Annotated in this window: 25 protein-coding genes and 10 pseudogenes; 10 read left to right on the plus strand and 25 right to left on the minus strand. The window is 51.8% G+C overall.

Annotation, left to right across the window (positions count from 1 at the left end):
- Positions 1 to 4 precede the first annotated feature (4 nt).
- The 10 genes and pseudogenes from glmU to IPK30_03025 all read right to left on the minus strand — a co-directional run bounded on the left by glmU (position 5) and on the right by IPK30_03025 (position 8,632).
- Entirely contained in the window at positions 5 to 1,366 is a 1,362-nt protein-coding gene (gene glmU / locus IPK30_02980; GenBank protein MBK8102279.1) for a bifunctional UDP-N-acetylglucosamine diphosphorylase/glucosamine-1-phosphate N-acetyltransferase GlmU, read from the minus strand.
- 114 nt (positions 1,367 to 1,480) lie between these two features.
- Positions 1,481 to 1,909: a F0F1 ATP synthase subunit epsilon gene (locus tag IPK30_02985; GenBank protein MBK8102280.1), complete on the minus strand. Its 429-nt coding sequence runs from the start codon at positions 1,907 to 1,909 to the stop codon at positions 1,481 to 1,483.
- Between the two features lie 18 nt (positions 1,910 to 1,927).
- The gene (atpD, locus tag IPK30_02990) at positions 1,928 to 3,307 is read right to left on the minus strand and encodes a F0F1 ATP synthase subunit beta (protein ID MBK8102281.1); all 1,380 of its coding nucleotides are present in this window, start codon (positions 3,305 to 3,307) and stop codon (positions 1,928 to 1,930) included.
- Between the two features lie 36 nt (positions 3,308 to 3,343).
- A pseudogene (atpG, locus tag IPK30_02995) lies at positions 3,344 to 4,203 on the minus strand (F0F1 ATP synthase subunit gamma).
- 32 nt (positions 4,204 to 4,235) lie between these two features.
- Positions 4,236 to 5,780 (minus strand): F0F1 ATP synthase subunit alpha, encoded by a 1,545-nt coding sequence (locus tag IPK30_03000; protein ID MBK8102282.1) that lies wholly within the window; start codon positions 5,778 to 5,780, stop codon positions 4,236 to 4,238.
- 94 nt (positions 5,781 to 5,874) lie between these two features.
- A complete protein-coding gene (locus tag IPK30_03005; GenBank protein MBK8102283.1) occupies positions 5,875 to 6,414 on the minus strand; it encodes a F0F1 ATP synthase subunit delta in 540 nt (179 codons plus the stop codon).
- A 3-nt stretch (positions 6,415 to 6,417) separates the two neighbouring features.
- The gene (locus IPK30_03010) at positions 6,418 to 6,888 is read right to left on the minus strand and encodes a F0F1 ATP synthase subunit B (protein MBK8102284.1); all 471 of its coding nucleotides are present in this window, start codon (positions 6,886 to 6,888) and stop codon (positions 6,418 to 6,420) included.
- A 72-nt stretch (positions 6,889 to 6,960) separates the two neighbouring features.
- Positions 6,961 to 7,212: a F0F1 ATP synthase subunit C gene (atpE, locus tag IPK30_03015; GenBank protein MBK8102285.1), complete on the minus strand. Its 252-nt coding sequence runs from the start codon at positions 7,210 to 7,212 to the stop codon at positions 6,961 to 6,963.
- 82 nt (positions 7,213 to 7,294) lie between these two features.
- Positions 7,295 to 8,224, minus strand: coding sequence for a F0F1 ATP synthase subunit A (gene atpB / locus IPK30_03020; GenBank protein ID MBK8102286.1), 930 nt, complete (start codon positions 8,222 to 8,224; stop codon positions 7,295 to 7,297).
- 24 nt (positions 8,225 to 8,248) lie between these two features.
- Positions 8,249 to 8,632, minus strand: a complete 384-nt coding sequence (locus tag IPK30_03025) for an ATP synthase subunit I (GenBank protein ID MBK8102287.1) — start codon at positions 8,630 to 8,632, stop codon at positions 8,249 to 8,251.
- Between the two features lie 253 nt (positions 8,633 to 8,885).
- Here IPK30_03025 and mnmG point away from each other — a divergent pair, with 253 nt between their 5' ends.
- The 5 genes and pseudogenes from mnmG to IPK30_03050 all read left to right on the plus strand — a co-directional run bounded on the left by mnmG (position 8,886) and on the right by IPK30_03050 (position 13,463).
- Positions 8,886 to 10,790, plus strand: a complete 1,905-nt coding sequence (mnmG, locus tag IPK30_03030) for a tRNA uridine-5-carboxymethylaminomethyl(34) synthesis enzyme MnmG (protein MBK8102288.1) — start codon at positions 8,886 to 8,888, stop codon at positions 10,788 to 10,790.
- The gene (rsmG, locus tag IPK30_03035; protein MBK8102289.1) at positions 10,771 to 11,406 is read left to right on the plus strand and encodes a 16S rRNA (guanine(527)-N(7))-methyltransferase RsmG; all 636 of its coding nucleotides are present in this window, start codon (positions 10,771 to 10,773) and stop codon (positions 11,404 to 11,406) included. The genes mnmG and rsmG overlap by 20 nt, the downstream gene beginning before the upstream one ends.
- On the plus strand, positions 11,403 to 12,206 hold the full coding sequence (locus tag IPK30_03040) for a ParA family protein (GenBank protein ID MBK8102290.1): 804 nt from the start codon (positions 11,403 to 11,405) through the stop codon (positions 12,204 to 12,206). The genes rsmG and IPK30_03040 overlap by 4 nt, the downstream gene beginning before the upstream one ends.
- A 160-nt stretch (positions 12,207 to 12,366) precedes the next feature.
- Positions 12,367 to 13,190, plus strand: a pseudogene (locus tag IPK30_03045) (ParB/RepB/Spo0J family partition protein).
- A 5-nt stretch (positions 13,191 to 13,195) separates the two neighbouring features.
- Positions 13,196 to 13,463 (plus strand): annotated as a pseudogene (locus IPK30_03050) (DMT family protein).
- Positions 13,464 to 13,594: 131 nt separating this feature from the next.
- Here IPK30_03050 and IPK30_03055 read toward each other — a convergent pair.
- The 8 genes and pseudogenes from IPK30_03055 to IPK30_03090 form a co-directional block, all read right to left on the minus strand.
- A complete protein-coding gene (locus IPK30_03055) occupies positions 13,595 to 13,954 on the minus strand; it encodes a hypothetical protein (protein MBK8102291.1) in 360 nt (119 codons plus the stop codon).
- A gap of 36 nt (positions 13,955 to 13,990) precedes the next feature.
- The gene (locus IPK30_03060) at positions 13,991 to 14,176 is read right to left on the minus strand and encodes an SDR family NAD(P)-dependent oxidoreductase (protein MBK8102292.1); all 186 of its coding nucleotides are present in this window, start codon (positions 14,174 to 14,176) and stop codon (positions 13,991 to 13,993) included.
- Positions 14,177 to 14,235: 59 nt separating this feature from the next.
- Complete coding sequence (locus IPK30_03065) at positions 14,236 to 14,550, minus strand: SDR family NAD(P)-dependent oxidoreductase (protein MBK8102293.1); 315 nt, start codon at positions 14,548 to 14,550, stop codon at positions 14,236 to 14,238.
- 36 nt (positions 14,551 to 14,586) lie between these two features.
- Positions 14,587 to 15,230 (minus strand): annotated as a pseudogene (locus IPK30_03070) (iron-containing redox enzyme family protein).
- 81 nt (positions 15,231 to 15,311) lie between these two features.
- The gene (locus IPK30_03075) at positions 15,312 to 15,533 is read right to left on the minus strand and encodes a hypothetical protein (protein ID MBK8102294.1); all 222 of its coding nucleotides are present in this window, start codon (positions 15,531 to 15,533) and stop codon (positions 15,312 to 15,314) included.
- 121 nt (positions 15,534 to 15,654) lie between these two features.
- Positions 15,655 to 16,203: a hypothetical protein gene (locus tag IPK30_03080; GenBank protein MBK8102295.1), complete on the minus strand. Its 549-nt coding sequence runs from the start codon at positions 16,201 to 16,203 to the stop codon at positions 15,655 to 15,657.
- A 314-nt stretch (positions 16,204 to 16,517) separates the two neighbouring features.
- Positions 16,518 to 16,751, minus strand: coding sequence for a thermostable hemolysin (locus tag IPK30_03085; GenBank protein ID MBK8102296.1), 234 nt, complete (start codon positions 16,749 to 16,751; stop codon positions 16,518 to 16,520).
- Positions 16,752 to 16,845: 94 nt separating this feature from the next.
- Positions 16,846 to 16,950, minus strand: coding sequence for a thermostable hemolysin (locus tag IPK30_03090; protein ID MBK8102297.1), 105 nt, complete (start codon positions 16,948 to 16,950; stop codon positions 16,846 to 16,848).
- A 664-nt stretch (positions 16,951 to 17,614) separates the two neighbouring features.
- Between IPK30_03090 and IPK30_03095 the strand changes: the two genes are divergently transcribed.
- On the plus strand, positions 17,615 to 18,223 hold the full coding sequence (locus IPK30_03095; GenBank protein ID MBK8102298.1) for an endo alpha-1,4 polygalactosaminidase: 609 nt from the start codon (positions 17,615 to 17,617) through the stop codon (positions 18,221 to 18,223).
- A gap of 91 nt (positions 18,224 to 18,314) precedes the next feature.
- On the opposite strand, the gene IPK30_03100 is transcribed toward IPK30_03095, so the two are convergent.
- Positions 18,315 to 18,611 carry a hypothetical protein gene (locus tag IPK30_03100; protein MBK8102299.1) on the minus strand — a complete coding sequence of 99 codons (297 nt, stop codon included), beginning with the start codon at positions 18,609 to 18,611 and terminating at the stop codon, positions 18,315 to 18,317.
- A 191-nt stretch (positions 18,612 to 18,802) separates the two neighbouring features.
- Between IPK30_03100 and IPK30_03105 the strand changes: the two genes are divergently transcribed.
- The gene (locus IPK30_03105) at positions 18,803 to 19,042 is read left to right on the plus strand and encodes a hypothetical protein (GenBank protein MBK8102300.1); all 240 of its coding nucleotides are present in this window, start codon (positions 18,803 to 18,805) and stop codon (positions 19,040 to 19,042) included.
- 45 nt (positions 19,043 to 19,087) lie between these two features.
- Here IPK30_03105 and IPK30_03110 read toward each other — a convergent pair whose 3' ends face one another.
- The 3 genes and pseudogenes from IPK30_03110 to IPK30_03120 form a co-directional block, all read right to left on the minus strand.
- A complete protein-coding gene (locus IPK30_03110) occupies positions 19,088 to 19,300 on the minus strand; it encodes a hypothetical protein (protein ID MBK8102301.1) in 213 nt (70 codons plus the stop codon).
- A pseudogene (locus tag IPK30_03115) lies at positions 19,242 to 19,874 on the minus strand (DUF1211 domain-containing protein). The gene IPK30_03110 and the pseudogene IPK30_03115 overlap by 59 nt, the downstream one beginning before the upstream one ends.
- Before the next feature lie 15 nt (positions 19,875 to 19,889).
- Positions 19,890 to 20,642: pseudogene (locus tag IPK30_03120) on the minus strand (pirin family protein).
- A gap of 446 nt (positions 20,643 to 21,088) precedes the next feature.
- Here IPK30_03120 and IPK30_03125 point away from each other — a divergent pair.
- From IPK30_03125 to IPK30_03135, 3 genes and pseudogenes are all read left to right on the plus strand, one after another.
- On the plus strand, positions 21,089 to 21,271 hold the full coding sequence (locus IPK30_03125) for a hypothetical protein (GenBank protein MBK8102302.1): 183 nt from the start codon (positions 21,089 to 21,091) through the stop codon (positions 21,269 to 21,271).
- Positions 21,272 to 21,279: 8 nt separating this feature from the next.
- Positions 21,280 to 21,537 (plus strand): hypothetical protein, encoded by a 258-nt coding sequence (locus IPK30_03130; protein ID MBK8102303.1) that lies wholly within the window; start codon positions 21,280 to 21,282, stop codon positions 21,535 to 21,537.
- A 730-nt stretch (positions 21,538 to 22,267) separates the two neighbouring features.
- A pseudogene (locus IPK30_03135) lies at positions 22,268 to 23,066 on the plus strand (YggS family pyridoxal phosphate-dependent enzyme).
- Between the two features lie 42 nt (positions 23,067 to 23,108).
- On the opposite strand, the pseudogene IPK30_03140 reads toward IPK30_03135, so the two are convergent.
- The 3 pseudogenes from IPK30_03140 to IPK30_03150 all read right to left on the minus strand — a co-directional run bounded on the left by IPK30_03140 (position 23,109) and on the right by IPK30_03150 (position 25,455).
- A pseudogene (locus IPK30_03140) lies at positions 23,109 to 23,489 on the minus strand (type II toxin-antitoxin system VapC family toxin).
- Positions 23,486 to 23,689 (minus strand): annotated as a pseudogene (locus IPK30_03145) (AbrB/MazE/SpoVT family DNA-binding domain-containing protein). The pseudogenes IPK30_03140 and IPK30_03145 overlap by 4 nt, the downstream one beginning before the upstream one ends.
- A gap of 619 nt (positions 23,690 to 24,308) precedes the next feature.
- Positions 24,309 to 25,455, minus strand: a pseudogene (locus IPK30_03150) (site-specific integrase).

Consider the following 25,455-nt stretch of genomic DNA (forward strand, 5'->3'; position numbering starts at 1 on the left):
CAGTTTATTTTTTCTTACTAGGACGCTGCCAGCCCGTGATGTTGCGCTGCTGTCCGCGCGCAACAGCCAGCGTATTTTCTGGCACGGTTTTGGTTACTGTGGAACCGGCACCGACAAAACCGCCAGCCTCTATTGCCAACGGCGCTACCAAGGTACTGTTGGAGCCGACAAATACATTATCGCCCATCACGGTTTTGTGTTTATTCACGCCATCGTAATTGCAGGTAATCGTGCCTGCACCGATATTGCACCCTGCGCCGATTTCCGCATCGCCGATATACGCCAAATGATTGGCTTTGCTATCTTCGCCAAATTTTGCATTTTTGGTTTCAACAAAATTGCCAACTTTCGCACCGTTACTCAATACCGTTCCCGGACGCAAGCGCGCAAAAGGCCCCACATCCACGCTCTCGCCCACGACGGCATTTTCAATCACGGTATTGGCTTTAATACGCGAACCACTGCCAATTTTTGCATTCGTAATGACACAGTTGGGCTCAATAACAACATGGCTGCCAAGCTCGACATCACCGTGAAAAACCACATTGACATCAATCACCACATCGCGCCCAACTGTTATTTGCCCGCGACAATCGAAGCGCTGTGGATCCATCAGCGTCACGCCCTGCGCCATCAAAGCGCGCGCCTGTTTGTCTTGATAAATACGCTCTAGCCGCGCCTGCTGGTGGCGATCATTCACGCCCAACACTTCTGCTTCGCTCTGCGCCGTGTGCGTGTTGATTTCTATTCCATCGCGATTGGCCATCGCAATAATATCGGTCAAATAAAATTCTGCTTGTGCGTTTTGATTGTTTAATGTTGGCAACCAGCGCGCAAGATCGGCAGCCGCTACCGCCATGATGCCTGTGTTCACTTCGCGAATACGCAATTGCTCTTCGTCGGCATCTTTTTGTTCGACAATACTTTCCACAGAATCCCGTGCATTGCGCACGATACGCCCGTAACCCGATGGGTTTTCTAATTCGACAGTGAGTAGTGTCATGCCGCGATTGGATGTTGCCAACACCATTTGCTTCAAGGTTGCGGGGTTAACCAAAGGCACATCGCCGTACAACACCAACACCGTAGCGTCTTTACGCAACTTAGGTAATGCCTGTAACACCGCATGCCCTGTGCCCAGTTGTTGCGCTTGCTCTACCCAATGGATATCACCAACGATGGCTTGGCGCACTTGATCGGCACCGTGCCCCACCACTACATGAATTTTTGCATCATCGAATACGCGCGCAGCATCAATCACATGCTGCAGCATCGGCTTGCCTGCGATGGGGTGCAATACTTTGGGCAACGACGAGTTCATGCGCGTACCTTGACCGGCGGCAAGGATGACAATATCAAGGGGCATAGCGCGAATATCCTATGTGGCTACCGTGTAATTGCGTCGCATTAAACCATAAAAAAAGGCGACTGCTGTCGCCTCTCTTTTTTTCGCATCTTCCTATACATTCCGTATAGAAACTTAACCTTTGCCAAGTTTTTTTCGCAGTTGTTGAATGGTGCGAATTTGCGCAACGGCCTCTGCCAACTGTGCAGCCGCGCGCGAATAATCCAACTCGCTGGATTGGTTCGTAAACACCTGCGCTGCCTGCTGACGCGCAGATTCCGCGGAAGCTTCATCTACATCGTCGGCGCGCACTGCAACATCGGCCAGTACGGTCACTACATTTGGCTGCACTTCCAAGTAACCACCAGAGACATAAAAAATCTCCTCTTCACCGCCCTGCTTACGCACACGCACAGGACCTGGACTCAGTGCAGTCAGCAACGGCGCGTGTCCGTACTGCACACCGAGATCACCCAAGGATCCGTGAGCAACCACCTGTTCAACCAACCCGGAAAATACTGCTTTTTCCGCGCTGACAATATCGCAATGTACTGTCATAACCATGAGGATATCCGGCGCTAATTACTTGAGTGTCTTAGCCTTTTCAATGGCCTCGTCGATTGATCCCACCATGTAGAACGCTTGCTCAGGCAGGTGATCGTACTCACCAGACAAAATGCCTTTGAAACCGGCAATGGTGTCTTTCAGCGACACATACTTGCCAGGTGAGCCGGTGAACACTTCCGCCACGAAGAACGGCTGCGACATGAAACGCTCAATCTTACGCGCACGGCTAACGGCTTGTTTGTCTTCTTCAGATAGCTCGTCCATACCGAGAATCGCAATGATGTCTTTCAGTTCTTTGTAGCGCTGCAAAATAGTTTGCACACCGCGCGCGACATCGTAGTGTTCTTGGCCGATCACCAACGGATCCAACTGACGGCTGGTGGAGTCGAGAGGGTCAATCGCGGGGTAAATACCCTTAGCGGCGATATCACGACTCAATACTACGGTGGCGTCCAAATGCGAGAAAGTCGTCGCAGGTGATGGATCCGTCAAGTCATCCGCTGGTACATACACCGCTTGGATAGAGGTGATAGAACCCGTTTTGGTTGAAGTAATGCGCTCTTGCAACACACCCATCTCTTCCGCCAATGTAGGCTGATAACCTACCGCAGAAGGCATACGACCCAACAGCGCCGATACTTCGGTACCCGCCAGCGTGTAGCGATAGATGTTGTCCACGAAGAACAGTACATCGCGACCTTCGTCACGGAATTTTTCTGCCATGGTCAAGCCAGTCAGGGCTACGCGCAGACGGTTGCCTGGTGGCTCGTTCATCTGACCGTACACCAAGGATACTTTGTCGATTACATTGGAGTCGGTCATTTCGTGATAGAAGTCGTTACCTTCACGCGTACGCTCGCCAACACCCGCGAACACGGAGTAGCCGCTGTGTTCAATCGCGATGTTACGAATCAATTCCATCATGTTGACGGTTTTACCTACGCCGGCACCACCGAACAGACCAACCTTGCCACCTTTCGCAAATGGCGCAACCAAGTCGATAACTTTGATGCCGGTTTCCAGCAATTCATTGCTCGCAGCTTGCTCGTCATAGCTCGGCGCTTTGCGGTGGATCGCCCAACGCTCTTGTTCACCGATAGGGCCTTTTTCGTCGATAGGCTCGCCCAATACATCCATGATGCGGCCCAGTGTTTCTTTGCCCACCGGTACAGATACAGCTGCGCCAGTATTGGACACCGCCAAACCACGGCTAATGCCTTCAGATGAACCCATCGCGATAGCACGCACCACGCCGTCACCCAGCTGCTGCTGCACTTCCAGCGTCAGGCCTTTGCCATCCACTTTCAATGCATCGTAAACACGCGGCACTGAATCGCGTGGAAACTCAACATCGATAACAGCACCGATAATCTGAACAATGCGACCGCTACTCATTTCTGGATCCTCTTCAAATTCGCAATATGGAGATGATTAAACCGCTGCTGCGCCACTAACAATTTCCGACAATTCCTGCGTAATCGCCGCTTGTCGTGCCTTGTTATACAACAACTGCAAATCATTAATCATTTGACCTGCATTTTCTGTAGCATTCTTCATGGCAACCATTCGTGCGGCCATTTCACATGCTTTGTTTTCTACAAAACCTTGGTACACCTGTGACTCGATATAACGCGTCAACAAACCATCTAACAGGACTTGCGAGTCTGGCTCGTACAAGTAATCCCAATTGTGGATGCGTTTGGTCTCGTCGTCTTCGGGCAGCGGCAACAACTGCTCCAATACTGGTTCTTGCGTCATTGTGTTGACGAACTGGTTATAGGCGATAAACAAGCGGTCAATTTTTCTTCGTCGAACGCGTCCAGCATCACTTTGACGCCACCCAACAAGTCCACCACGGAGGCTTCATCGCCTAAATCGCGCACTGAGGCAACCACATTGCCGCCAAAGCTACGAAAGAAAGCCTGTGCTTTACTGCCGACGGTGCAGATATCAACGGCCACGCCTTGATCCGTCCACGCTTTCATGGATTTGATCAGCATTTTAAATTCGTTGGCATTCAAACCACCGCACAAACCGCGATCCGTTGACACCACAATATAACCCACGCGCTTTACAGCACGCTCGCTCATATAGCGGTGTTTATACTCTGGCGTTGCGTTTGCAATGTGGCCAATTACGCCGCGAATACGCGCAGCATACGGCTTACCATGAGCCATACGCTCCTGCGCTTTGCGCATTTTACTAAACGCCACCTTTTCCATTGCCTTGGTGATTTTTTGCGTGCTTTTCACGCTGGCAATTTTGGTGCGTACCTCTTTGGCGCCTGACATATCTTCTCTACCTTAGCGATATCGTGTTGGGCTTACCAAGTTTGTGTGGCTTTGAATTTTTCCAGCGCCGCACGAATACCGGATTCAATATCCGCGTTGTAATCGCCAGCTTCGTTGATTTTTGCCAACAACGCGCTGTGCTCTGCGTGCAGATACGACAACAGCGAAGCTTCGAAGCTGCCAATTTTATTGACGGCCACGTCGTCCAAGAATTTATTGTCTACGGCATAGAGCAACACACCCATTTCTGCCACAGATAATGGCGCGTACTGCTTCTGCTTCATCAATTCTGTTACGCGTTGACCGTGTTGCAACTGGTCGCGCGTCGCTTCATCCAAATCGGAAGCAAACTGAGCAAACGCTTGCAATTCACGGTACTGAGCCAGCGCCAGACGCACGCCGCCACCCAGTTTTCTAATAACTTTTGTTTGAGCGGAACCACCTACACGCGACACCGAAATACCGGCGTTCATGGCAGGACGAATACCCGCATTAAACAGCGAGCTTTCCAAGAAAATCTGACCGTCAGTGATCGAAATTACGTTCGTAGGAACGAAGGCTGATACATCGCCCGCTTGTGTTTCGATAATAGGCAATGCGGTCAAGGAACCAGTTTTGCCTTTTACTGCACCGTTAGTAAATTTTTCAACATATTCTTCGTTAACACGCGCAGCGCGTTCCAACAAACGCGAGTGCAAATAAAACACATCGCCTGGATACGCTTCACGGCCTGGCGGACGGCGCAACAACAGAGAGATTTGACGGTATGCCCAAGCTTGTTTGGTCAAATCGTCATAGATGATCAACGCATCTTGACCGCGATCGCGGTAGTACTCGCCCATAGAACAGCCGGCAAACGGCGCTAAAAACAACATAGCCGCTGGATCAGATGCGCCAGCCACGACTACGGTGGTGTGCGCCATCGCGCCGTGTTCTTCCAGTTTTCTTACCACATTGGATACGGTCGATTGTTTCTGACCAATAGCCACATAAATACATTTAATGCCAGTGCCTTTTTGGTTGATGATAGCATCCACCGCAAACGCTGTTTTACCGACCTGACGATCACCAATGATCAATTCACGCTGACCACGACCGATTGGCACCATGGCGTCAACCGCTTTATAGCCAGTCTGCACGGGCTGATCGACCGATTTACGCGCGATTACACCAGGAGCAACTTTTTCAATGGGATCCAATTGCTTTGCATTGATTGGACCTTTGCCGTCGATAGGATTACCCAAGGCATCCACCACGCGACCTTCCAACTCAGGACCCACCGGCACTTCCAAGATGCGACCCGTGGTGTGGCAAGTCTGACCTTCAGCCAACTTCTGATAATCACCGAGAACAACTGCACCGACCGAATCGCGCTCAAGGTTCAGCGCCATCCCAAACACGCCGCCAGCAAATTCGATCATCTCACCGTACATCACATCCGCGAGACCGTGAATGCGCACGATACCGTCGGACACCGAAACAATCGTGCCTTCGTTGCGCGCTTGTGTAGAGACATCAAGTTTCTCAATTCTGCTCTTGATGACTTCACTGATTTCTGAAGGATTCAGTTGCTGCATGTTTGCCAGTCCTCGTGTAAGAAGCCGCCGCCGGCTGCACTTCTTTTCAATGTCACAATTAAAATCTTTGCTTTTACCAATTCTTTTATAACGCTTACGCCATCAAGGCATCAGCCAACTTCAGCATGCGACCGCGCACCGAAGCATCGATCACGACATCTTCTGCCTTAATCACTACGCCGCCTAACAACGAAGCATCAACAGTTGTCTGCAACGCAACATTGCATTCCCATTTTTTGGATAGTGCAGCAGATAACGCATCCGCTGTTTTGGCTTCCAAAGGAAATGCGGACGCAATTTCGACGCCGATTACGCGCTCTCTGCGCGCCTTCAGCTCACCAAATTGATGAGCAATCTCCGGCAGCAAACTCAAACGCTTATTTGTCGCCAACACTTGAATCATGTTGAGCGCCTTTGCGTTGAGCTCATCGCCACACACACCTTTAATCAGCGCAGCTTGTTGTTCGGCGGTTGCGGTGGGAGATGCAAGAAATGTCTGCACCTTGCCCGTACTCACAACAGCCGCAACGGTATTTAGCATGCGCTGCCATTCAGCCAGCGCATTTCCACCGTCTAACGCAACTTCAAATACCGCTTTTGCGTACGGCCTAGCCAGTGTTGCGAGCTCAGCCATTGCTTACAGCTCCGCCGCCAGTTTGTCGAGCATGTTGGCGTGCTGATTGGCATCGATAGAAGTTTCCAACACACGCTCAGCGCCGGTCAGCACCAAAGCAGCCACTTGCTTGCGCAGCTCTTCACGCGCACGGTTTTTCTCGCGATCGATTTCTGCTTGTGCAGCCTGCTTCATGCGTTCGCCTTCTTCACGCGCCTGCTCTTTCGCTTCTTCAATCATCTGCGTAGCGCGCTTGTTGGCTTGCTCAATAATGGCCGCGGCATCATCTTTTGCTTGGCGCAATTTATTTGCAGCTTCCTGCTTCGCCAACTCCAGATCACGACCTGCTTTGTCAGCGTTTTCTAAACCGTCAGCAATACGCTTTTCCCGCTCAGCCATCACGCCAATAATGGCAGGCCACACAAATTTCGCGCAGAAAGCCACGAACAGCAGGAAGAAGATCATCTGACCTATCATGGTAGCGTTGATATTCACGCCAACACCTCTCGGATAGTGGATAGCTACTGAATCACAACTGAGCTGACATCAAAGCCAGCTCAACGCAAATCAGACAATGCCTTTGTCTTGCAGTGCAGGAAACACTACGAACAGGATGTACATAGCGATACCGACGCCGATCATTGGCACCGCATCCAACAGACCTGCGATCAAGAACATTTTGCCTTGCAGCATTGGCGCAATTTCAGGCTGACGCGCAGAACCTTCCAGCAATTTGCCACCCAAAATTGCGAAGCCAATTGCTGTACCCAAAGCGCCAAAACCAATCAACAGCGCAGCGGCAATAAGAGCCATACCCATGGTGTATCTCCTCAGTTTGTTGCGGTAAAAACCGACTTGTTGGTTAAAAAATTACTGGTTAAAAAAACTATCTATATTCTCATCAAGGATGCTGTTCATCCGGCACTTCATGCGCCATTGCCATGTAGACAATGGTCAACACCATGAACACGAACGCCTGCAGCGTGATGATGAGAATATGAAAAACAGCCCATGCCCACTGCAATACGCCGGCAAACAGACCAAAAAACAATCCCGCACTAAACAAAGTAGCGATTAAGATAAAAATCATTTCGCCAGCATACATATTTCCAAACAGTCGCAAGCCGAGGGAAATTGGCTTTGAAATCAAAGACACTGTTTCCAGCGCGAAATTAATCAAAATAAGCAGCGGCGCAAACAACAAGCCAACACCGTGAAACGACGGGTGAAAGGGATGGAAGGTTAACTCTTTGATAAAGCCAATCAGACCTTTTTTCTGAATGCCAAAAAAAATCATCAAGAAAAAGATCGAGAAACTCATACCCAGCGTGATATTAGGATCCGTGCTTGGCACAACCTTAAAGAAAAAGTGATCATTGCCTGCAGCCAACGCCGCCGCCTTTGGCAACATATCAATCGGCAACAAATCCATAAAGTTCATCAAGAAAATCCACATGAACACCGTGAGTGCCAACGGCGCAATAACGGGGTTGTGGAAATGGAAAGTGCTCTTTACATTGCTGTCGATAAACTCAACAACCAATTCAACAAAGCTCTGCCAACCGCGCGGCACACCGCGCTGCACATTGCGCGTCACCGCAAAAAACGACAAGCAAAAAATAAGACCCAGAGCCAGCGACCAACCGAGTGAATCAAGGTGAAACGCCCAAAAACCCATCTCTTTGGCTTCTTGGCTAGTGTGTGCAAGACCCCATGTGCCGTCAGGGAAGCGACCAAAGCACAGGTTTTGCAGGTGGTGCTGAATGTAGCCAACGACAGTCAGGCCGCCTTCGGCCGCTTGTCCTGCTGCTACTCCTGCTTGTTCAGACATAAAACACCATCTACCCGTTAATCATCATCTGAGCCATCGCGCGCTCAACACCATCCCCAACAACCACGAGGCAAAATAGCCAAAAAAAACCGCTGCTGGCGCAATTGACTTGTTCAACATAAACAAGCCGGAAAACATCGCTACTACCAAAACAAACTTGCCCATCTCGCCGCGCCGAAGCGAGGCCACTACCTTTCGCATCTGACGCGCACCGGTAAAGCGAAAGGCGTAAACACCGAAATACAACCTCGGCAACACTTCTATCGTTCCACCCCAAAACAGCGCAGCAGCCCAAGCGGGCGAAACCAGCCACAACAACGCGGCCATCACTGCCAATACCACTGTTTGAACCAGAGCAATGCGATAAACGGGCGGCTTGGAAATACTGGTGTGCTGCGCTTTATTCACCACACACCTCCATGAAACACGCCTCGCTGCGGCACCGTTACCAGCGACCGCGAAAGCGGCGCGCAGTATATAGGGCAAGCTCGCAACTGAGCAAGATAGAACTGCGTCAAAACGCATCCTTTTTGTGCAAGAAAAATACAAGCACCCTATTTTGATGCGGCACCGTATGGGACTCACCCAGCAGCGGCAAAATTGCTCGAAAAATAGGCAATCGCTATACTGCGCGCCCCCAGTGACGCACGCAGCCACTCTCATGGATTTTCCCGAACGCTTTGATGTGATTGTTATCGGCGGCGGCCACGCCGGCACCGAGGCCTGTTTGGCGGCAGCGCGCATGGGCTGCCGCACCCTGCTGGTAACACACAATGTCGAAACGCTGGGGCAGATGTCTTGCAACCCCGCCATCGGCGGCATCGGCAAAAGCCATCTAGTGAAAGAAGTGGATGCACTCGGCGGTGCCATGGCACGCGCCACGGATCAGGCTGGCATTCAATTTCGCATTCTCAACTCGCGCAAAGGATCGGCTGTACGCGCCACGCGCGCGCAAGCGGATCGCGTGCTGTACAAAGCCGCGATTCGCTCGATACTGGAAAACCAGCCCAATTTGCAGATTTTTCAGCAGGCCGTCGATGATTTGATCGTCGAAGGCGATGTCGTCAAAGGCGTGGTCACGCAGACTGGCATCCGCTTCTTTGCCCCCTGCGTGGTGCTGACCACCGGCACTTTCCTCGGCGGCAAAATCCATATTGGTTTGGATAACCATGCCGGCGGTCGCGCAGGCGACCCTCCATCAATAGCGCTGGCCGCGCGCTTGCGCGAACTGCCGCTGCGGGTTGATCGCCTGAAAACCGGTACGCCGCCGCGCATCGACGCACGCTCCGTCGATTTCAGCGCCATGCAGGCACAGCCTGGCGATACGCCGCTGCCGGTGATGTCGTTTATGGGCTCGGTGAGCGAACACCCGCAGCAGGTGAATTGCTACATCACCCACACCAACGAACGCACGCACGAAATCATACGCGGCGCGTTGGATCGCTCGCCCATGTACACCGGCGTGATTGAAGGCATAGGCCCGCGCTACTGCCCGTCAATTGAAGACAAAATTCACCGCTTTGCCGACAAACTGTCGCACCAGGTGTTTATCGAGCCGGAAGGGCTGACCACGCACGAGTTGTACCCCAACGGCATTTCCACCTCGCTGCCGTTTGATGTGCAACTGGCGCTGGTGCGCTCGATACGCGGCATGGAAAACGCCCACATCACCCGCCCTGGCTACGCCATCGAATACGACTTTTTTGATCCGCGCGATTTGCAGCACACCTTGGAAACCAAGCCCATCCAAGGCCTGTTTTTTGCCGGTCAGATCAACGGCACCACCGGCTACGAAGAGGCGGCCGCGCAGGGCTTGCTGGCTGGCATCAACGCTGGTCTGAAAGCACAGGGCAAAGCGGGCTGGTATCCGCGCCGCGACGAAGCCTACATCGGCGTGATGATCGACGACTTGATCACCCTCGGCACACGCGAGCCCTACCGCATGTTCACCAGCCGCGCCGAGTACCGCCTGCTGCTGCGTGAAGACAACGCCGACCTGCGCCTCACCGCCAAAGGGCGTGAGCTGGGCTTGGTGGACGATGCGCGCTGGGCTCGCTTCTGCACCAAGCAGGACGGCATTGTTAGCGAGAGCGAACGCTTACGCACCACCTATATCCACCCCAACACAGCCGCCGCTGACAGCTTGGCTGACCGCCTCAGCAGCCCGCTTTTACGCGAGGCCAGCCTGATGGATTTGCTGAAACGCCCCGAATTTGGCTATGCCGACATCGCCGCGTTAAAAGGCGCGGCCGTGCAGGACGAGCAAGTGGCCGAGCAGGTGGAAATCAGCGCCAAATACGCGGGCTACATCGACCGCCAGCAGGAGGACATTGAGCGTCTACAGCGCTCCGAGGCCGTCGCCATTCCTGCAGGTTTTGACTACAGCGCCGTCAAAGGCCTGTCGCACGAAGTCACGCACAAACTCACGCAAGCGCAGCCCGCCACCATCGGGCAGGCCTCGCGCGTGCCCGGCGTTACCCCCGCCGCCATTTCGCTGCTGCTCATCAATCTGAAGAAAAAATCCACCCCTGCTGCCCCGCGTGACGATGCAAGCCTTGCTGGATAAGGGGCTGGCGACGCTGGAGATCAACGCCAGCGCCGAGCAGCGCGCGCAATGGCTGGCCTATGTGCAACTGCTCGCCAAGTGGAATCAGGCCTACAACCTGACCGCCGTGCGCGAGCCGCGCGAGATGGTGAGTCGTCACTTACTGGACAGCCTCGCTGTCGCCAAGCACATCCACAGCACGCGGCTGCTGGATGTCGGTGCCGGTGCCGGTATTCCCTCTATCCCGCTGGCCATTTTGTGGCCAGAGCGCCAGCTCACGGCCTTGGACAGCAACGGCAAAAAGACGCGTTTTATGGATCAGGCGCGCATCGAGCTGGGCTTGCAGAATTTCAGCGTGGTGCAGTCGCGGGTGGAGGAGTACCAGAGCGAGCTGCCGTTTGATGGCATCCTATCCCGCGCTTACGCCTCGCTCGCCGATTTTGTACAGTCCAGCCAGCACTTGCTGGCGGCAGGTGGCAGCTTCTGGGCGATGAAGGCGCAGCTTGATTCTGCTGAGTTGAGCGCCCTGCCAAAACCCTTTAAGGTGAGCGTCTGCCTGCGCTTGCAGGTGCCGAATTGCGACGCGGAAAGACACCTGATCCGCTGCGAACTCTCTGACGGAATAGCCACAACGTGAGCAAAATCATTGCCATTGCCAATCAGAAAGGCGGGGTCGGCAAGACCACCACTTCTGTGAACCTCGCCGCGTCACTGGCCGCCACCAAACGCCGCGTGCTGCTGGTGGATCTCGACCCGCAGGGCAATGCCACCATGGGCTTGGGCATCGACAAACACGAGCTGGAACACAGCGCCTACGATGTGCTGACCGACGACAGTTTTGACATACAACGGGCGATACAAAAAAGCGAAACCTCCGGCTGCGATTTACTGCCTTCCAACAGCGATTTAACCGCCGCCAAAGTGGAAATGCTCAGCTTGATGATGAAAGAGCAGCGCCTGAAACATCAGCTCAAAAAAGTGCGCAGCAATTACGATTATATTTTGATCGACTGCCCACCCGCGCTGAATATTTTGACCGTGAATGCGCTCGCTACCGCCGACAGCGTGCTGATTACCATGCAGTGCGAGTACTACGCACTGGAAGGTTTGTCGGATTTGTTGTCGTCAATCGAACAAATTAAATCCGTCGTCAATCCGCAACTGGAAGTGGAAGGTATTTTGCGCACCATGTATGACCCGCGCATCAGTTTGACGACCGAAGTTTCCAACCAACTCGCTGAACATTTTGGCGACAAACTGTATCGCAGCGTGATCCCGCGCAATATCAAATTGGCGGAAGCACCGAGCTACGGTTTGCCCGTGCTGCACTACGATCGTCAATCCAAAGGCGCATTGGCGTACTTGGCATTAACGGGCGAAATTTTGCGTCGCCACGGCGCAACCACCAATGTTCCCGAAGTTGCCAACGCCAGCTGAACCACTAAACAAACACGAAGATCACCATGAACGCAAAAAGAAAAATTAGGCAAAAGGATTGGATGCACTGCTGGGCAGTGTGCTGAAAAAAACACAACCTGAAGAACACACCTCCACAGAAGCCATCGCCGCCGCCATTGCCGCTGCGCCGACGATTGCCATGGCCGACAAAACACCGAAAGACGGTCAATTGGTAAAACTGCCGGTGGAATGGTTACAGCGCGGCAAATACCAACCGCGCCGCGACATCGATCAAGAAGCGCTGCAAGAACTCGCCAACTCCATCAAAGCGCAGGGTGTGATGCAACCGATTGTGGTGCGCCCTGTCTCCAACGCCGAAAAGCCTGCCGCGCGTTATGAAATTATTGCGGGCGAACGCCGCTGGCGCGCCACGCAACTCGCCGGACTGGACACCATTCTGCGGCGGTGCGCGAAGTGGGCGACGATGCCGCTATCGCCATGGCACTGATTGAAAATATTCAGCGCGAAAACTTAAACCCCATCGAAGAAGCAGTCGCACTGCAACGCTTGAAAGATCAATTTGAGTTGACGCATCAAGAAGTGGCGGATGCGGTGGGCAAATCGCGCGTCACCGTCACCAATTTATTGCGTTTGATGTCACTCACCGATGAAGTGCGCCGCATGTTAGAGCGCGGCGATTTGGAAATGGGTCACGCGCGCGCCCTGCTCGGCCTCGCGGAAAATGCGCAGCGCGATGCGGCAAAAGCGTGGCGGATAAAGGTTTGTCTGTGCGCCAAACCGAAGCCTTTGGTGCGCAACATCCAGCAGCAACCTGAAGCCAATAAAGCGAGCAAAAACGTCGAGCCCGAACCTCAACCCGGATATTCGCCGCTTACAAAACCGATTTATCGGAAAAATCGGCGTGCGGTGCAAGTGCTGCACAGCAACAAAGGCAGCGGCAAACTGGTGTTGCGCTACAATAGTTTTGATGAGTTGGACGGCATACTCGCGCACATACGCTAATGCCCATGAATGCAACTCACCCACTGTGGTTTTTTGTCGGGTTAGTGCTGAGCAATGTTTTTATGACATTTGCTTGGTATGCACACCTAAAAATATGAGTGAAAACCGTGGTTGATCGCCGCCTTAGCCAGTTGGCTCATCGCGCTATTTGAATATTTATTGCAAGTGCCAGCCAATCGCGTGGGCTACCAACATTTTTCTGTGAGCCAACTTAAAATTTATCAAGAGGCCATCGCACTCACCGTATTCGTTCCTTCGCGCTGTTTTACATGAAAGAAAAATGAGCTGGCACTATGCTGCAGCGGCACTGTGCGTCATGGCAGCCGTTTTTTTATTACACGCGCACCCAGTCGTTAGCATTACCCACACATCACCCCTACAATAGCCGCCTTTCCGCCCGTAGCTCAGCTGGATAGAGCGCTGTTCTCCGGAGGCAGAGGTCTGGGGTTCGAATCCTTCTGGCGGGCCATCTTCGATGTCCCTTCCTCGCGATTTCCAGCCACATAGCTGCGCAGTTGTGGCGTTTCACCCGCGCAAAGCATGTGCTTTGCTAGCGCTCGTTTCACTTTCTTCGGGCGGGCCATTAACTTTGGTGTAGTTTTAATCGTCGCCAGTTGTTTACCCAACGCTTTATCCACCAAGCGCGGCAATACAGCATTGATGCGCGCGAACAACGATTCGGGCCAACCTACAACATATTGGTACGGCGCACCTTTGATAAAAACAGACACCGCTTGCTGGGCAACAGCGTTTCGAGCATCCATAACATTGCCCAATTTTGATTCAGCGCCACCACATGTTCAGGGTTGAGCGTCGTATTCGTGGCGCGCGGTGGAAAATGACAAAACACGCGTATCCGTCCGCGCCAACTCACGCCGCAACGCTTCACTAAAACCGCGCAAACCAAATTTACTTGCACAATAAGCCGTACACCCAGGGTAAACCAATATTGCCGAAGGTAGACCCAATATTAAAAATACGCGCACACTTTTCTTTTCTCAGCGCCGGTAACAACGCACGCACCAATAAATGGGCACGACTAAATTCAGGTGCAGTTGTGATTGCAACAGCGCTTCTGTTTGATCTTCCAACCACGCGAAGTGATTAACTCCCGCATTGTGGACCAAGCCGTACAAACCGCCAGGCAGCGCCAAACAAACTTCCACCACGCGCCGTCTATCATCCGGCACCAACAAATCCGCCACCAGCACTTGCGAGAACCGCCATGCGCTGCGATACGCGCCTGCACTTTTTCCAGCATTGACGCATCGCGCCCAACCAGCAAAAACAGCGCACCCTGTCGCGCCATCTCTTCAGCAACAGCACTGCCAATACCGCCGCTAGCACCGGTAACTAAAATTTTTTTCCTTGCAAGGTTTCACACAAAACACTCTCTTTATTTAATGACGCGAAACATGTCGGCGTACAATCGAAAAATAATTTTTGCCACATGAATAATGTCATCTTGATCTCTCTTGTCATCAATTTTATTCACGACACTTTCGAAAAATCAATATGCTCAATATCCAATGAACCGTGAGAATACAAATAGCTAAATGCTTTTTTGGTAGTTGCAATGCCAATCGAATTTTATCTGCCGCCTGAGTGGCTACATTCACGCTGGTTCCTTCCAGCACAAAACCATCCCCAAAACCGACAGGATTGCGCCGGATACAAAATCCCAAATAAAACTTATCATCAACTCTACGGGCAGCGATGGCACGGCATGGCGCACAATTTCAGCATCACTGCCGCATTGTGCAATGTCGCTCAATATCCATTCCTGATACCCCACTTCTTCTTCGATGTAATGTGCCATTTTTCGCGCAACCACTCCTTGTTCTCCGGCAGCCTAGCGCCCACCGCCATCAACAAGGGCAGCGTGTGCTTCACATGGTGATACGCCTGTCCAAGAAACGCGACATATTCATCACGCGTAATTTCACCCTGCAGGCCGCAGTATTGAGCGGCGAACTGAGCAAATACCTCTTTCCTGCACCGTTTCCGCTGCAAACGCAGATAAATACCAGCGGCGTTCATATGCCTATCCTCCGTGGATGCATAAAACCGTCGATGTTCGATTTGAAATGCAGCGCAATGTCATCGCGCTTATTGCGCCCATTAGCGGTTGCCAAACCATTGCTTGCGGTAAAGGTTCGGCCGCACGCAGCTAGTGTCGCACCGCGCATAATCTGGCAATGCGGCATTTGCGGCGTTCACCGCTTGTTGTAACGCAGTATCCGCCAAACTGGGCGCAAACAGCACGGCCACCAAGAACGGTTTTGCCTCGCCAAAAACAGCAGCCTGTAAAACACCCGCCTGTCCCAGTAATTCACTTTCCACCCATTCGGCTGATATTTCTGAAACTGTTGACGATCAGGTTTTTGCGACGACCGATAATCGCAACAAAACCTTCATCGTCGATACGGGCGAGATCCCCGTCGGCAACCACGAATCGTGCGGCTTATCTTCTTGATCGAGATAGCCTAAAAAAATGACTGCCCGCCACTTCGAGCTCACTCGCGGCATTGAGTCGCACCGCCAGCATGCGGCAAAGGCTTGCCCACGGTTCCCACTTTGTCCGCGCCGCTATGGTTAACGCACACCACGGAACCGCACCCCGACAAACCGTAGCCTTCGTACACGGGCAGCTCTTTGCCGACGCCGCGCGCAGTAATCCGAGCGCAACGCGCGCACCACCCACCGCCACCAACTTCAATGCACTCACATCAAACGCACTTAAAATTGGCAACACGGCTTTGAGCATCTGCGGCAGGAGAATAACGCTCTCCGCCCGCTGCTCCATCTCACACAGCGCAAAAATACGGACGCATCCCATGTGCTTGATCCACCCCAAATCTACGGCTGCCAGCGGCGGTGTGACACAAGTGACGCCCGCCATCACAGCGGCATACACACCAGCCACATTCTCCAGCAGCACGGGTAGCGGCAGCGCGAATAAATGCCGTTTTACGCCTGCGGCTGACAGTAATCTGGCAATCGACGTTGCCACCGCCTCCTGAGCAGCCTGCGACAGACACACACCTTTGGGATGGCCTGTTGAAAAAATGTGGCAGCGGCACACAAACGCGCCCACTTTCTTGACAGGAAAAATCCGCGCTCAACCACGCCGCGCTATTTTCAGCGCACAAAGCCACAGCGCCGCTGCCTTCCTGCAAGGCATTTACCAGTGAAGCCTGCGCGCCTCGCTGCTCAAGCCACTGCCGGTAAATTGTCATACACACCCGCCAATGCCTGTACGCAAGCAGCAGCCAATGTTGGTCGGCACAAATAGTGACAGGTGCGCGGCAGGCAGAGAAATAGCAATCACAACCGTCTCTTGCGGTAATAGCTGCCCCACGCAAACGCGCCGCACCCAAACGCTTCTGGTGTTGCGCGCGCAATAACCTGAAAAGGAATTCCCACCCGCCGCAAAGCGTTGCGCACGGCCGGCGTGGTGTTGCACACACCCACGCATAACCGTGTCGATAAATCAGCTCCCTCAGCAGCGGGAAACAGTGTTCGCGTTACGCCAGGGATCTGTCCGGCAAGATTGCTGATTTCAACACCGTTGCGCGCGCCACCGGCACGCTGACATGCTGCGCAATTTCTGTTTCAATCGCGCTGATCCAAATATTGTTCGATAAACAATTTCTCATCGCCTGCTGCGCAACCCCGCCACACCGACAAGCTCAGTGTGATGATACAAACCTAATAGCCACGGCATAAATGTTTTCACACACGCACCGTAACGTTGCAAAAACTCGCTGGCGACAAACGCTCCATCGCCAGCCGTTCAGCGCCATCCTCACCAGCCATCACCACCGAGGGGATGTCGCCAGCGCCAATACATCACTTCCCAAACGCAGCGCACTTTCCACAGGATCACCTGCAACATCAACCACCACAACAGATTCAGTATCTGCTTTGCAGCGTGAAGAAAATGTGAACTTTGCGTCTAAGTACGCTTGTTTCTGATGCTTTTCACAATTTTCGGCTCAGACCGCTGCTATGCTGACCTTGAGCCAATAGCGAGCGGCTACCACCATGAAACACAAAAATCTCTTTGTCGATCTTGGCACTGTTCCTTGCGTTTGGCGCCACCAATATTGCCAAGGCACAAACCATCAACTACCGCGAAGAAATGCGCCAATTTGTGATTGGTACTTGATTACGCGCGCGATGCGCATCCCAACTTCATTGTGATTCCACAAAATGGCATGCCACCATTACTAGCGACGGCGAACCCAGAAGGTCAGTCGCCACCAACTACGCCAACGCGATTGACGGCACGGGCATTGAATCGCTGTTTTACGGCTACCCCAAAGGCACGCGCGCAAAACACCAATCGCCGTGCAACAACCCATGCTGGCATTGGCTGATGTGTTCAAAGCCAACGGCAAAACTGTGATGGTGACAGATTATTGCAACGGCAAGAAACTGGACGCCTCTTACACAAAAACAATGTGCACGGCCATATTTCTATCGCCACCAAAGTCAGCTTGACACGCATTCCGAAATACCCAGCGCAGCCTTACAACGTCAATAACAATGACATCACAGCCATGAGCGATGCAAAAACTTTCTATCTCATCGATCCAGCCAAATTCAAAACTAAAACAGATTTTTTAGCCGCCATCAACGCAACTGACTACGATATGCTGGTAATCGATTTGTTTTTTATTAATGACGGCACCGCGCTCACTGCAGACGATTTGGCGCAATTAAAAATCAAACATAATGGTGGACGGCGTTTGGTGATTAGCTACATGAGTATTGGCGAAGCAGAGTCTTATCGCTATTACTGGAACAAAGATTGGCTTAAAAAGGACACTCGCCCTGTATGGTTAAAAACGCTCAATAAACGCTGGGCAGGAAACTATGCAGTGGAATACTGGAACCTTGAATGGCAGGCCATTATCTACGGCAGCGAAAACGCCTATCTCGACAAAGTATTGCAAGCCGGTTTTGACGGCGTGTATTTAGATATCATTGATGGATACGAGTATTTTGAAGCGCAGCAGACTCCGTAACCCTCCTCAATGTGATCTGCTAATAGTGCTTGTCCATACGGATTGAGGTGCGCATCCAACCACAAATCTGTGCTGGGAAGATAGCGGCTTTTTAAACAGAGAATGCGCCACCCCCTCGTTCGTCCAATTCTTCTGCCAGCGCGTATAGCAAACAAGATTTTCTCCTTGCGTGTCTTGCGTTTGCAAAATCACCGCATGAAAAAAACATGCCGCGTTTTTCACAATACTGGCGAATTTCAGACAACAGTTGTGCTGCCAACAATACCTTGTCATGCATTACCGGCGTCAATGTCGGCAGCACTTGGCTTACCGCGCCTCTGAATAAAAAAGCGATCACCCCGGCATGTGGTGCGGCAATAAAACTCAACACCCGTACGCGACTGACCAATCATTGGGCTCTGGGATTTCTGTGACAGGAATGCTCTGCTCCACCTCCCCTGTAAGGAACGGGAACATTGGTTAAACGCACCATCGCCTGAGGCCACAAAGGCCGGTTTGGGATAGGCATATCTTTCGGTTGCTGCGTTGTCATCAAAATCGTTGAAATAAAATTCAAGAATGACGCCTTTGATACCGGATATGTTGGATGCTGCTCCAAAAACTGCTGCAAACTGGAGCCATTCTTTGGTCGGTACCGTAACCCGCTATACCCAAACTGCAGAGATTTTTTTATCCGTGTTTTTCGTGAAAATACTGCGGCTGCCGTTTCATTGTCTCCACACCCCAGCCCCAAGCGTAGGAATCACCGAGCAGCAGGTAATTTTTCTTGCCTCCCATACGCTGGATACATATCGCGATAACCCGCTGCGTCGTGGCTAACCGTAACGTGAAAATCTTTACTGTAATACGGCGTGGACAAATTTTTCACCCACGCCAGCCCAGCAACTTATCGTACTCAAACAAATGGCTGTAAAGCTGGGCGAATGCCACCGCCGTAATCAGGTGGAGAAAAATTCTCACCAACACCTCCGCAAGCAACAATGCCATAACCAAACCAATGATGACAGCAGCAATATTGCTAAGAACTTTCAGAATCCAAGAAAAATACGCCATTAGTAGCAGCCATAAGTAAAACATTAGTTACCAGAAAACATACTTTCAATTCTTTATCTGGTACTAGCCAAGCAATGCCACAGCCACATAAAAACCAATTGAAATCCACGGATCGATAAACGCCGTAGGAATAGCAGACATATATAATACTACCGACAATTTACCTTGCCATCGCGACCAATGGCTTCTGCCAACGGAGAATGTTCCCCTTCATGTTTGATAATGGTGTATTGCAATATGAAGTACGCCAGCGCAGCCATCAGCAAAATGAAAGCCGTACATCACCACCGGAATGTGGCAATCGATTTTCACTGATCCATGCTGTTGAAAACGGGAACAGCGACAACCAAAACAGCAAATGCAAATTTGCCCACAGGATGCCGTTGCCTTCACGCGCTGGCAGAATGCAACAAGTGGTGATGGTTATTCCAATAAATACCAACGTATACAAAACTCAACACATAGCTGGCAAAGACCGGTATCACCGACTGCAACACACTCCAATCAACACCGTGCGGGACTTTAATTCCAACACCATAATAGTAATGATGATGGCCAACACGCCGTCGCTGAATGCCTCTAAGCGATTCTTTCCCATAAATTATTCCAATATTCAGCGATGGATTTGGCCAAAATGACCGCTGTTAAAATCATCTATCGCCTGCGCAATTTCTTCGCGTGTTCATCGTTAAAGGGCCCATAGCCCACCACGGGCTTTGAATCGGCGCGCTGCTCAACCACACAACAACTGAGCGTCAGTTTCTGCGGTGATTTTCACACCATTGCCAACCGTATCCAACACCGCCAACTCTGCATCACCGCGCAGGGTTTTGCCATCAACATTCACCTCGCCTTGCAAAATCACTAATAGCGTATGCCAACCCTGTTGCGCAGGCAGCGTCACCACGGCGCTCTGCCTGTACATTCACATCCCACACTTGCATAGGCGAACACGGTGCCGGTCCTTGCAAACTTTCGCGCCGCGCCGGCAATTACACGCACTGCCGCCCTGCACTATTCGACAAGTTGGCAACAGGAATATTTTCTTTGGTGATGGCTTGATAACACGGCGGCTTCATTTCGTTCGCCGCCGGCAAGTTCACCCACAACTGCACCATATTGAATATACCACCGTTGCGCGCAAATGCTTCGCCGTGATACTCTCGTGCAAAAATACCGCCCGCCGCTGTCATCCACTGCACGTCACCTGACCAATTACGCCGCCCTCGCCCGTGGAGTCGCGGTGCGCCACTTCACCCTGATAAACAATCGTTACCGTTTCAAACCGCGATGCGGATGTGGCCTCTACGCCACGTCGCGCCGTGGTGGGTGAAAAACCCACAGGTCCCGCGCGATCCAACAACAAAACGGACTAATTTCCGGCGCCAAATGCGTTGTAAGAAAATAAGGAGCGCACAGAAAGCCATCACCCACCCAGTGTTGCGCGGGAGCACGTGAACAGCTAACACCGTTTTAGTGCAGACACCGCAGCTTCTGTTGATTGCATACACACCTCCTGATTTCTTAGGGCGCGCCTGCTTGAAACACGCACAGCCATCACGCGATACTCTAGCGCGTTACCTCACCCGATGCACAACCATGCTCACACTCCTGCAATCCTATTTTTCCACACCTGCCGCCTGTTGCTTTCACACCTATTTGAAATGGTGTTGTCGCTGGCTGCGTATTGGTTGAATCGCCAATCTCCACAAAAAAATCACGCACAACAACACCTTTGGAGCATCCGCAACGCCCAGAAGATTTTGCGCCCTTAGCACGAAGCAACCTCACCAATCCCTTCCCTACTACCAGATGTTGCGCGATCAGTTTCCTGTATCGCTCACCGAATACGCGTTTTTGCTGGTGTCGCGCCACGAAGATATTATGAATTCGGCGCGCGACACCGAAGCCTGTTCCTCACGCATCACGGAAATCTTGGTCAGCGGCAAACCCAAATCTATCGACAAAACACACCTTCGCTCGCCGAGTGTTTAGGCGCGGGCGTGGTGCCGGTGGATGTGCTGCTGCGCAAGACCCACCGACACAGCGCCGAGCGCAAATTGCACAGCGGTTTCAACGCGCATTTTGTCAAAGCACTGGAACCGGAAGCGCAAAAATTAGTGATGAAATGTTGGATGAACCGCTTGCCGCAAGGCGAATGTGAATTGGTGCAGCAATTTGCGTGGCGCTTTGCGGATGCGCTCCTCATCATCCGCTTACTCGGTTTACCAGAAAGCGATTACGAACAAATCAAAGCTTGAGGTTGCGACAATATCCGCCAACTCAGCGGCGTAATTACGCGCACAGAATCGCTGAAAACCGGCTGCTCCAGCGCGCAGTTTGTGCGCTCATTTGTGGCACCACTATCTGCGCATGAAAAATCCGCCCGACAACTTCACTGGTATTTTGATACGCGAAGCCAATGACCCCAACAGCGTAATGACCGATCAGCGCCATTTCCACGCTGTTTCAACTGCTGATTGCAGGTTCTGATTCCTCTGCCAGCTCCATGGGCAATGCGCTGCGCATGTTGGCACTGCGTCCAGACATCGAACAAACAATCGCGGCAGCAGCCTGAAAAATCAACGATTTCATCGGAAGAAGTATTTCGTTTGGAATCAGCTTTCAAGGGCATTTTCGCCTCACCAAAAATCCGTCACGCTGCACGGCGTCACCATTCCTGAAAACCAGCGCGTGTTTTTACGTGGGCATCCGCAATCGCGACGAACGTCGCTTTTGGGAGCGGCCAGACGAATTCAGACCTCAACCGCACCAACGGAAAAACACCTCACTTTTGGTCACGGCGTGCATGCCTGCATCGGCGCGAATTGGCGCGCATGGAAATTCAGTATTGTGATCAGCACACCGTTGTCGCGCACAAAAATTCCTTTACTATTTGTGGCGATACCCCGTTTGAAGCCAGCATGTTTGCGCGCACTCTGCTCGCACTCGCCCTTGCGTTTTGAACCCTCTCACCAAAGAAATACAGCCATGAATTTTGATAACGATTCCAACACAGCCACGCAACACGATCAGCACGGGCTGTGGCTGCAAGCCAGCTCGGTGGACGACTTTCGCCACAACATCGCAGCGGTACAGGGCGCATTACTGCCGCCGCCAGCGCGCAGGGCGCGACCCCTCCAGCGTGCGCCTGCTGCCGGGGAGCAAGACCAAACCCGAAGCGTGTTTGCGTGCCGCCTACGCCGCCGGTTGTCGCATGTTCGGTGAAAACAAACCGCAGGAGGCGCACCCACAAATGGGAAGCTATGGCAGATCTCAGCGATCTGCGCTGGTCTGTGATCGGTCATCTGCAAACCAACAAAGCCAACTGGTGGCGCGCTGTGCCAGCGAATTTCAGGCGCTAGACAGCCTGCGAGTGGCGGCGGCCTTGGACAAACGCTTGCAAATTGAAGGGCGCAGCTTGACGTATTCGTGCAGATCAACACCTCCGGCGAAGCCAGCAAGTACGGCCTTCCATACCCTGATGCTGCTGCCGCTTTTCTGCGCGAATTGTCGGCCTTTCAGCGCTGCGTGGTGAGGCTTGATGACGCTAGCGCTGTTCTCTGCTGAAGCGGAACGGGCGCGCGTGTTTTGTACGGCTGCGCGGAATTGCGTGACCGATTGCGACAAGACGCGCCAGATGGCGTTGATTTAAGTGAACTGTCGATGGCATGCGTCAGGCGATTACGAAATCGCTATCGAGGAGGGCGCGACCGTGGTGCGTGTGGGGCAGGCTATTTTTGGCGCGCGTCAAACAACTGATGCCGACTACTGGCCGCCGGCAACATAAAGGTATTTTTGAAAGCCGACAAACACATCGCGTATGTGCTTGTTATGTGCTTTTACCTTCGTATAATTTGACACGAGGCAGCCCTTTGAAATCACTATCTTGTGTCCAGATGGTTGCGTTAAATTTTTGCGCAGTTGCAAAAATAATGCTGTCGGCGAGAGGGAGTTTATGAACGACACCTAAAATGTCCAGCGTCAACGGCCAGCCTGCCATCCAGCTCCACCACTCTCCCCTGTTTCATATGCGCAATGGCTGATAAAGCGTGCTCTTCGCCCGTTTGACGCATAATATTTTTGAACACTTCCGTGATGGTTATGCTGGGAACGAGCAATTTCTCTAGATTCTCAATCGCCTTGCCGAAGACCGCCGCATTTTGGTCGCCAGCAAATAGGAAAGCCACGCTGAAGAATCAACAACATTCATACGCGGTCATTTTCTCTTTGCACGTCAGTATTTATTCCTTTTAAAAACCTTTCATGTCTTTCATGGGCTTAAGAGGGATAAGTTCAATCCGATTTTGGCAAAGCAAAACCTGAACTTTTGCCCTGAAAAATCCCCATGGATTCCTGAATATCCTTGGGAATAACAACTTGAAACTTGGGAGAAACCGTAACCGCAGTCATGGTAAGCACCAGTATCGATAGAATACATGTAAAACAGTACCAATATCGATATACCTTGTCAAATCAGATCAAAACTCCGACAAAACAAAAGGAGTGTAGGGTCAAAGGGGGCGACCATATCTTTGCCAGTTTTCATGCACTGGCACGCCACTGCCAAATCCAACCCTGTTGAATGTTATAGCCCTGTGACATACTTCACCGAGCACCTTAACTCGTTTGTCTGATCAGATTGCAGCATCATGTCCTTATATCCGAGCGCATTCGTTTTCGGTTTTAGAACTATTCGAGAGTGCTCCCAGCAACCAGCACTATCAATTATTTTTTCGCTATGGGACCTTCACCGTGTAGTGCCCGCCCATCTCCACATCCTGAATCTCACGGTGTTGAACAAGCACAACTTTACCTTCGCGAGATCCACCGAGATCAGTCTTGAACAAACACCATGATCTGTTTTATCGCGCCTATTACAGCAGAATTACCACGAAGCCCCTAGACCACTTCAGGCACAAAAACCGCCGCAGCGGTTTTTTATTTGCCGATTACATCGGACTATTTAAATGGTACCCGAGGCCGGACTCGTTTATTGCCTTGAAAGCATTGCAAATAAAGGAATTTATTTTTAATTATCTGAAATATACTCACAAATGTACTCACAAATCACTCTCGCTGCCCAGCCCTCCCTTAACCCACGCAATGCAGCCTCCATAATTTCATCTGCCGTTACATTGCTGGCTTGCACTTGCGGCTTCCACAATTGCGCATGATTTCAGCTTGCCGGTGCGGTTGCACTTCACCGTAACTATTAAACGTGGTCAGCACATTGTCATGCCCAAGGTTCTGACTCCACACTTTGAAGCTTCGTGATTTTTACAAATTTGTTGCCCCAGTTGAACCAAGGTATTGCGGATGCTGTGCGGGTTGAAATACGGCAGGCCAGCATTTTCAAACGCTTCCTTGAAAATGGTGCGGATGGCACTGGCATTGCTCCAGCCCTCGCGCTTCAAACCAGCCACTTTCAAACTGGCGTGATTCCTTGCCATATTCCAGCAATGTAGCCGGAAACAACGCATCATCATTGCCCCGTAGCTTTTCTTCACGCAAATACAGCACCCACGTTTCCACAATGGCGCGAATATCATCACCTACTGGAAAAAGTTAGTGGTGAACGTCTTACTCAATTTTGTCTTCACCTCACGGGCATCCTGAAATACACAACCTTCTTGCAGGTTGATATGTTTCAACTTCAGGGAAGCCATAGCCCCATCCCGCGTGCCGGTCAGTAGCGTGAACGCTATCAAGGCGCGGTTACGTTTTTGAATGTCCGTATCCGCTGGCATCATGGCAATAACGTGCTTCACTTGCTCTATAGTCGGCGCTTTCTGTTCCCGCTTGGCAGTGGCCACCCGCACATCCTTATCAGACAAACTGAAATAGTCGGCATCCGAATACTGAAATTTTGACTTGTAAACCGGCTGTTCTGCCAGCCAATGAAAAAACGCTGCAAGGGGCAAGCGTGGCGTACAGGGTGGACTTGCTCAATTTCTCACCCGATTGCTGGCCATTCTGTTCTGCCAAATGGTTCTTGAAAGCCACCGCTTGCAGGTAATGAAATGCTTTGAATTCGCGCATTTTGTTGTAGGTTTCCAAACCGCGCTAATGCTTTGGCCACTGCATCTACAGTTTGCTCACTTTGCCCCTTGGCATTTTTCAAATAAGTGAAATACTGGCGTTTGATCTCTCTCGTTTTTTGCACTGTTCGTTTTCAT

Source organism: Cellvibrionales bacterium (assembly GCA_016713115.1).
GTDB lineage: Bacteria > Pseudomonadota > Gammaproteobacteria > Pseudomonadales > UBA7239 > UBA7239.

Coding starts and splice junctions, on each gene's coding strand:
- IPK30_03110 (MBK8102301.1), bottom strand. CDS start 19,300: ATGTTTTACTTATGGCTGCTACTAATGGCGTATTTTTCTTGGATTCTG.
- atpD (MBK8102281.1), bottom strand. CDS start 3,307: ATGAGTAGCGGTCGCATTGTTCAGATTATCGGTGCTGTTATCGATGTT.
- atpE (MBK8102285.1), bottom strand. CDS start 7,212: ATGGGTATGGCTCTTATTGCCGCTGCGCTGTTGATTGGTTTTGGCGCT.
- IPK30_03000 (MBK8102282.1), bottom strand. CDS start 5,780: ATGCAGCAACTGAATCCTTCAGAAATCAGTGAAGTCATCAAGAGCAGA.
- glmU (MBK8102279.1), bottom strand. CDS start 1,366: ATGCCCCTTGATATTGTCATCCTTGCCGCCGGTCAAGGTACGCGCATG.
- IPK30_02985 (MBK8102280.1), bottom strand. CDS start 1,909: ATGGTTATGACAGTACATTGCGATATTGTCAGCGCGGAAAAAGCAGTA.
- IPK30_03005 (MBK8102283.1), bottom strand. CDS start 6,414: ATGGCTGAGCTCGCAACACTGGCTAGGCCGTACGCAAAAGCGGTATTT.
- mnmG (MBK8102288.1), top strand. CDS start 8,886: ATGGATTTTCCCGAACGCTTTGATGTGATTGTTATCGGCGGCGGCCAC.
- IPK30_03055 (MBK8102291.1), bottom strand. CDS start 13,954: ATGGATGCTCGAAACGCTGTTGCCCAGCAAGCGGTGTCTGTTTTTATC.
- atpB (MBK8102286.1), bottom strand. CDS start 8,224: ATGTCTGAACAAGCAGGAGTAGCAGCAGGACAAGCGGCCGAAGGCGGC.
- rsmG (MBK8102289.1), top strand. CDS start 10,771: ATGCAAGCCTTGCTGGATAAGGGGCTGGCGACGCTGGAGATCAACGCC.
- IPK30_03105 (MBK8102300.1), top strand. CDS start 18,803: ATGTTGGATGCTGCTCCAAAAACTGCTGCAAACTGGAGCCATTCTTTG.
- IPK30_03125 (MBK8102302.1), top strand. CDS start 21,089: ATGTTGCGCGATCAGTTTCCTGTATCGCTCACCGAATACGCGTTTTTG.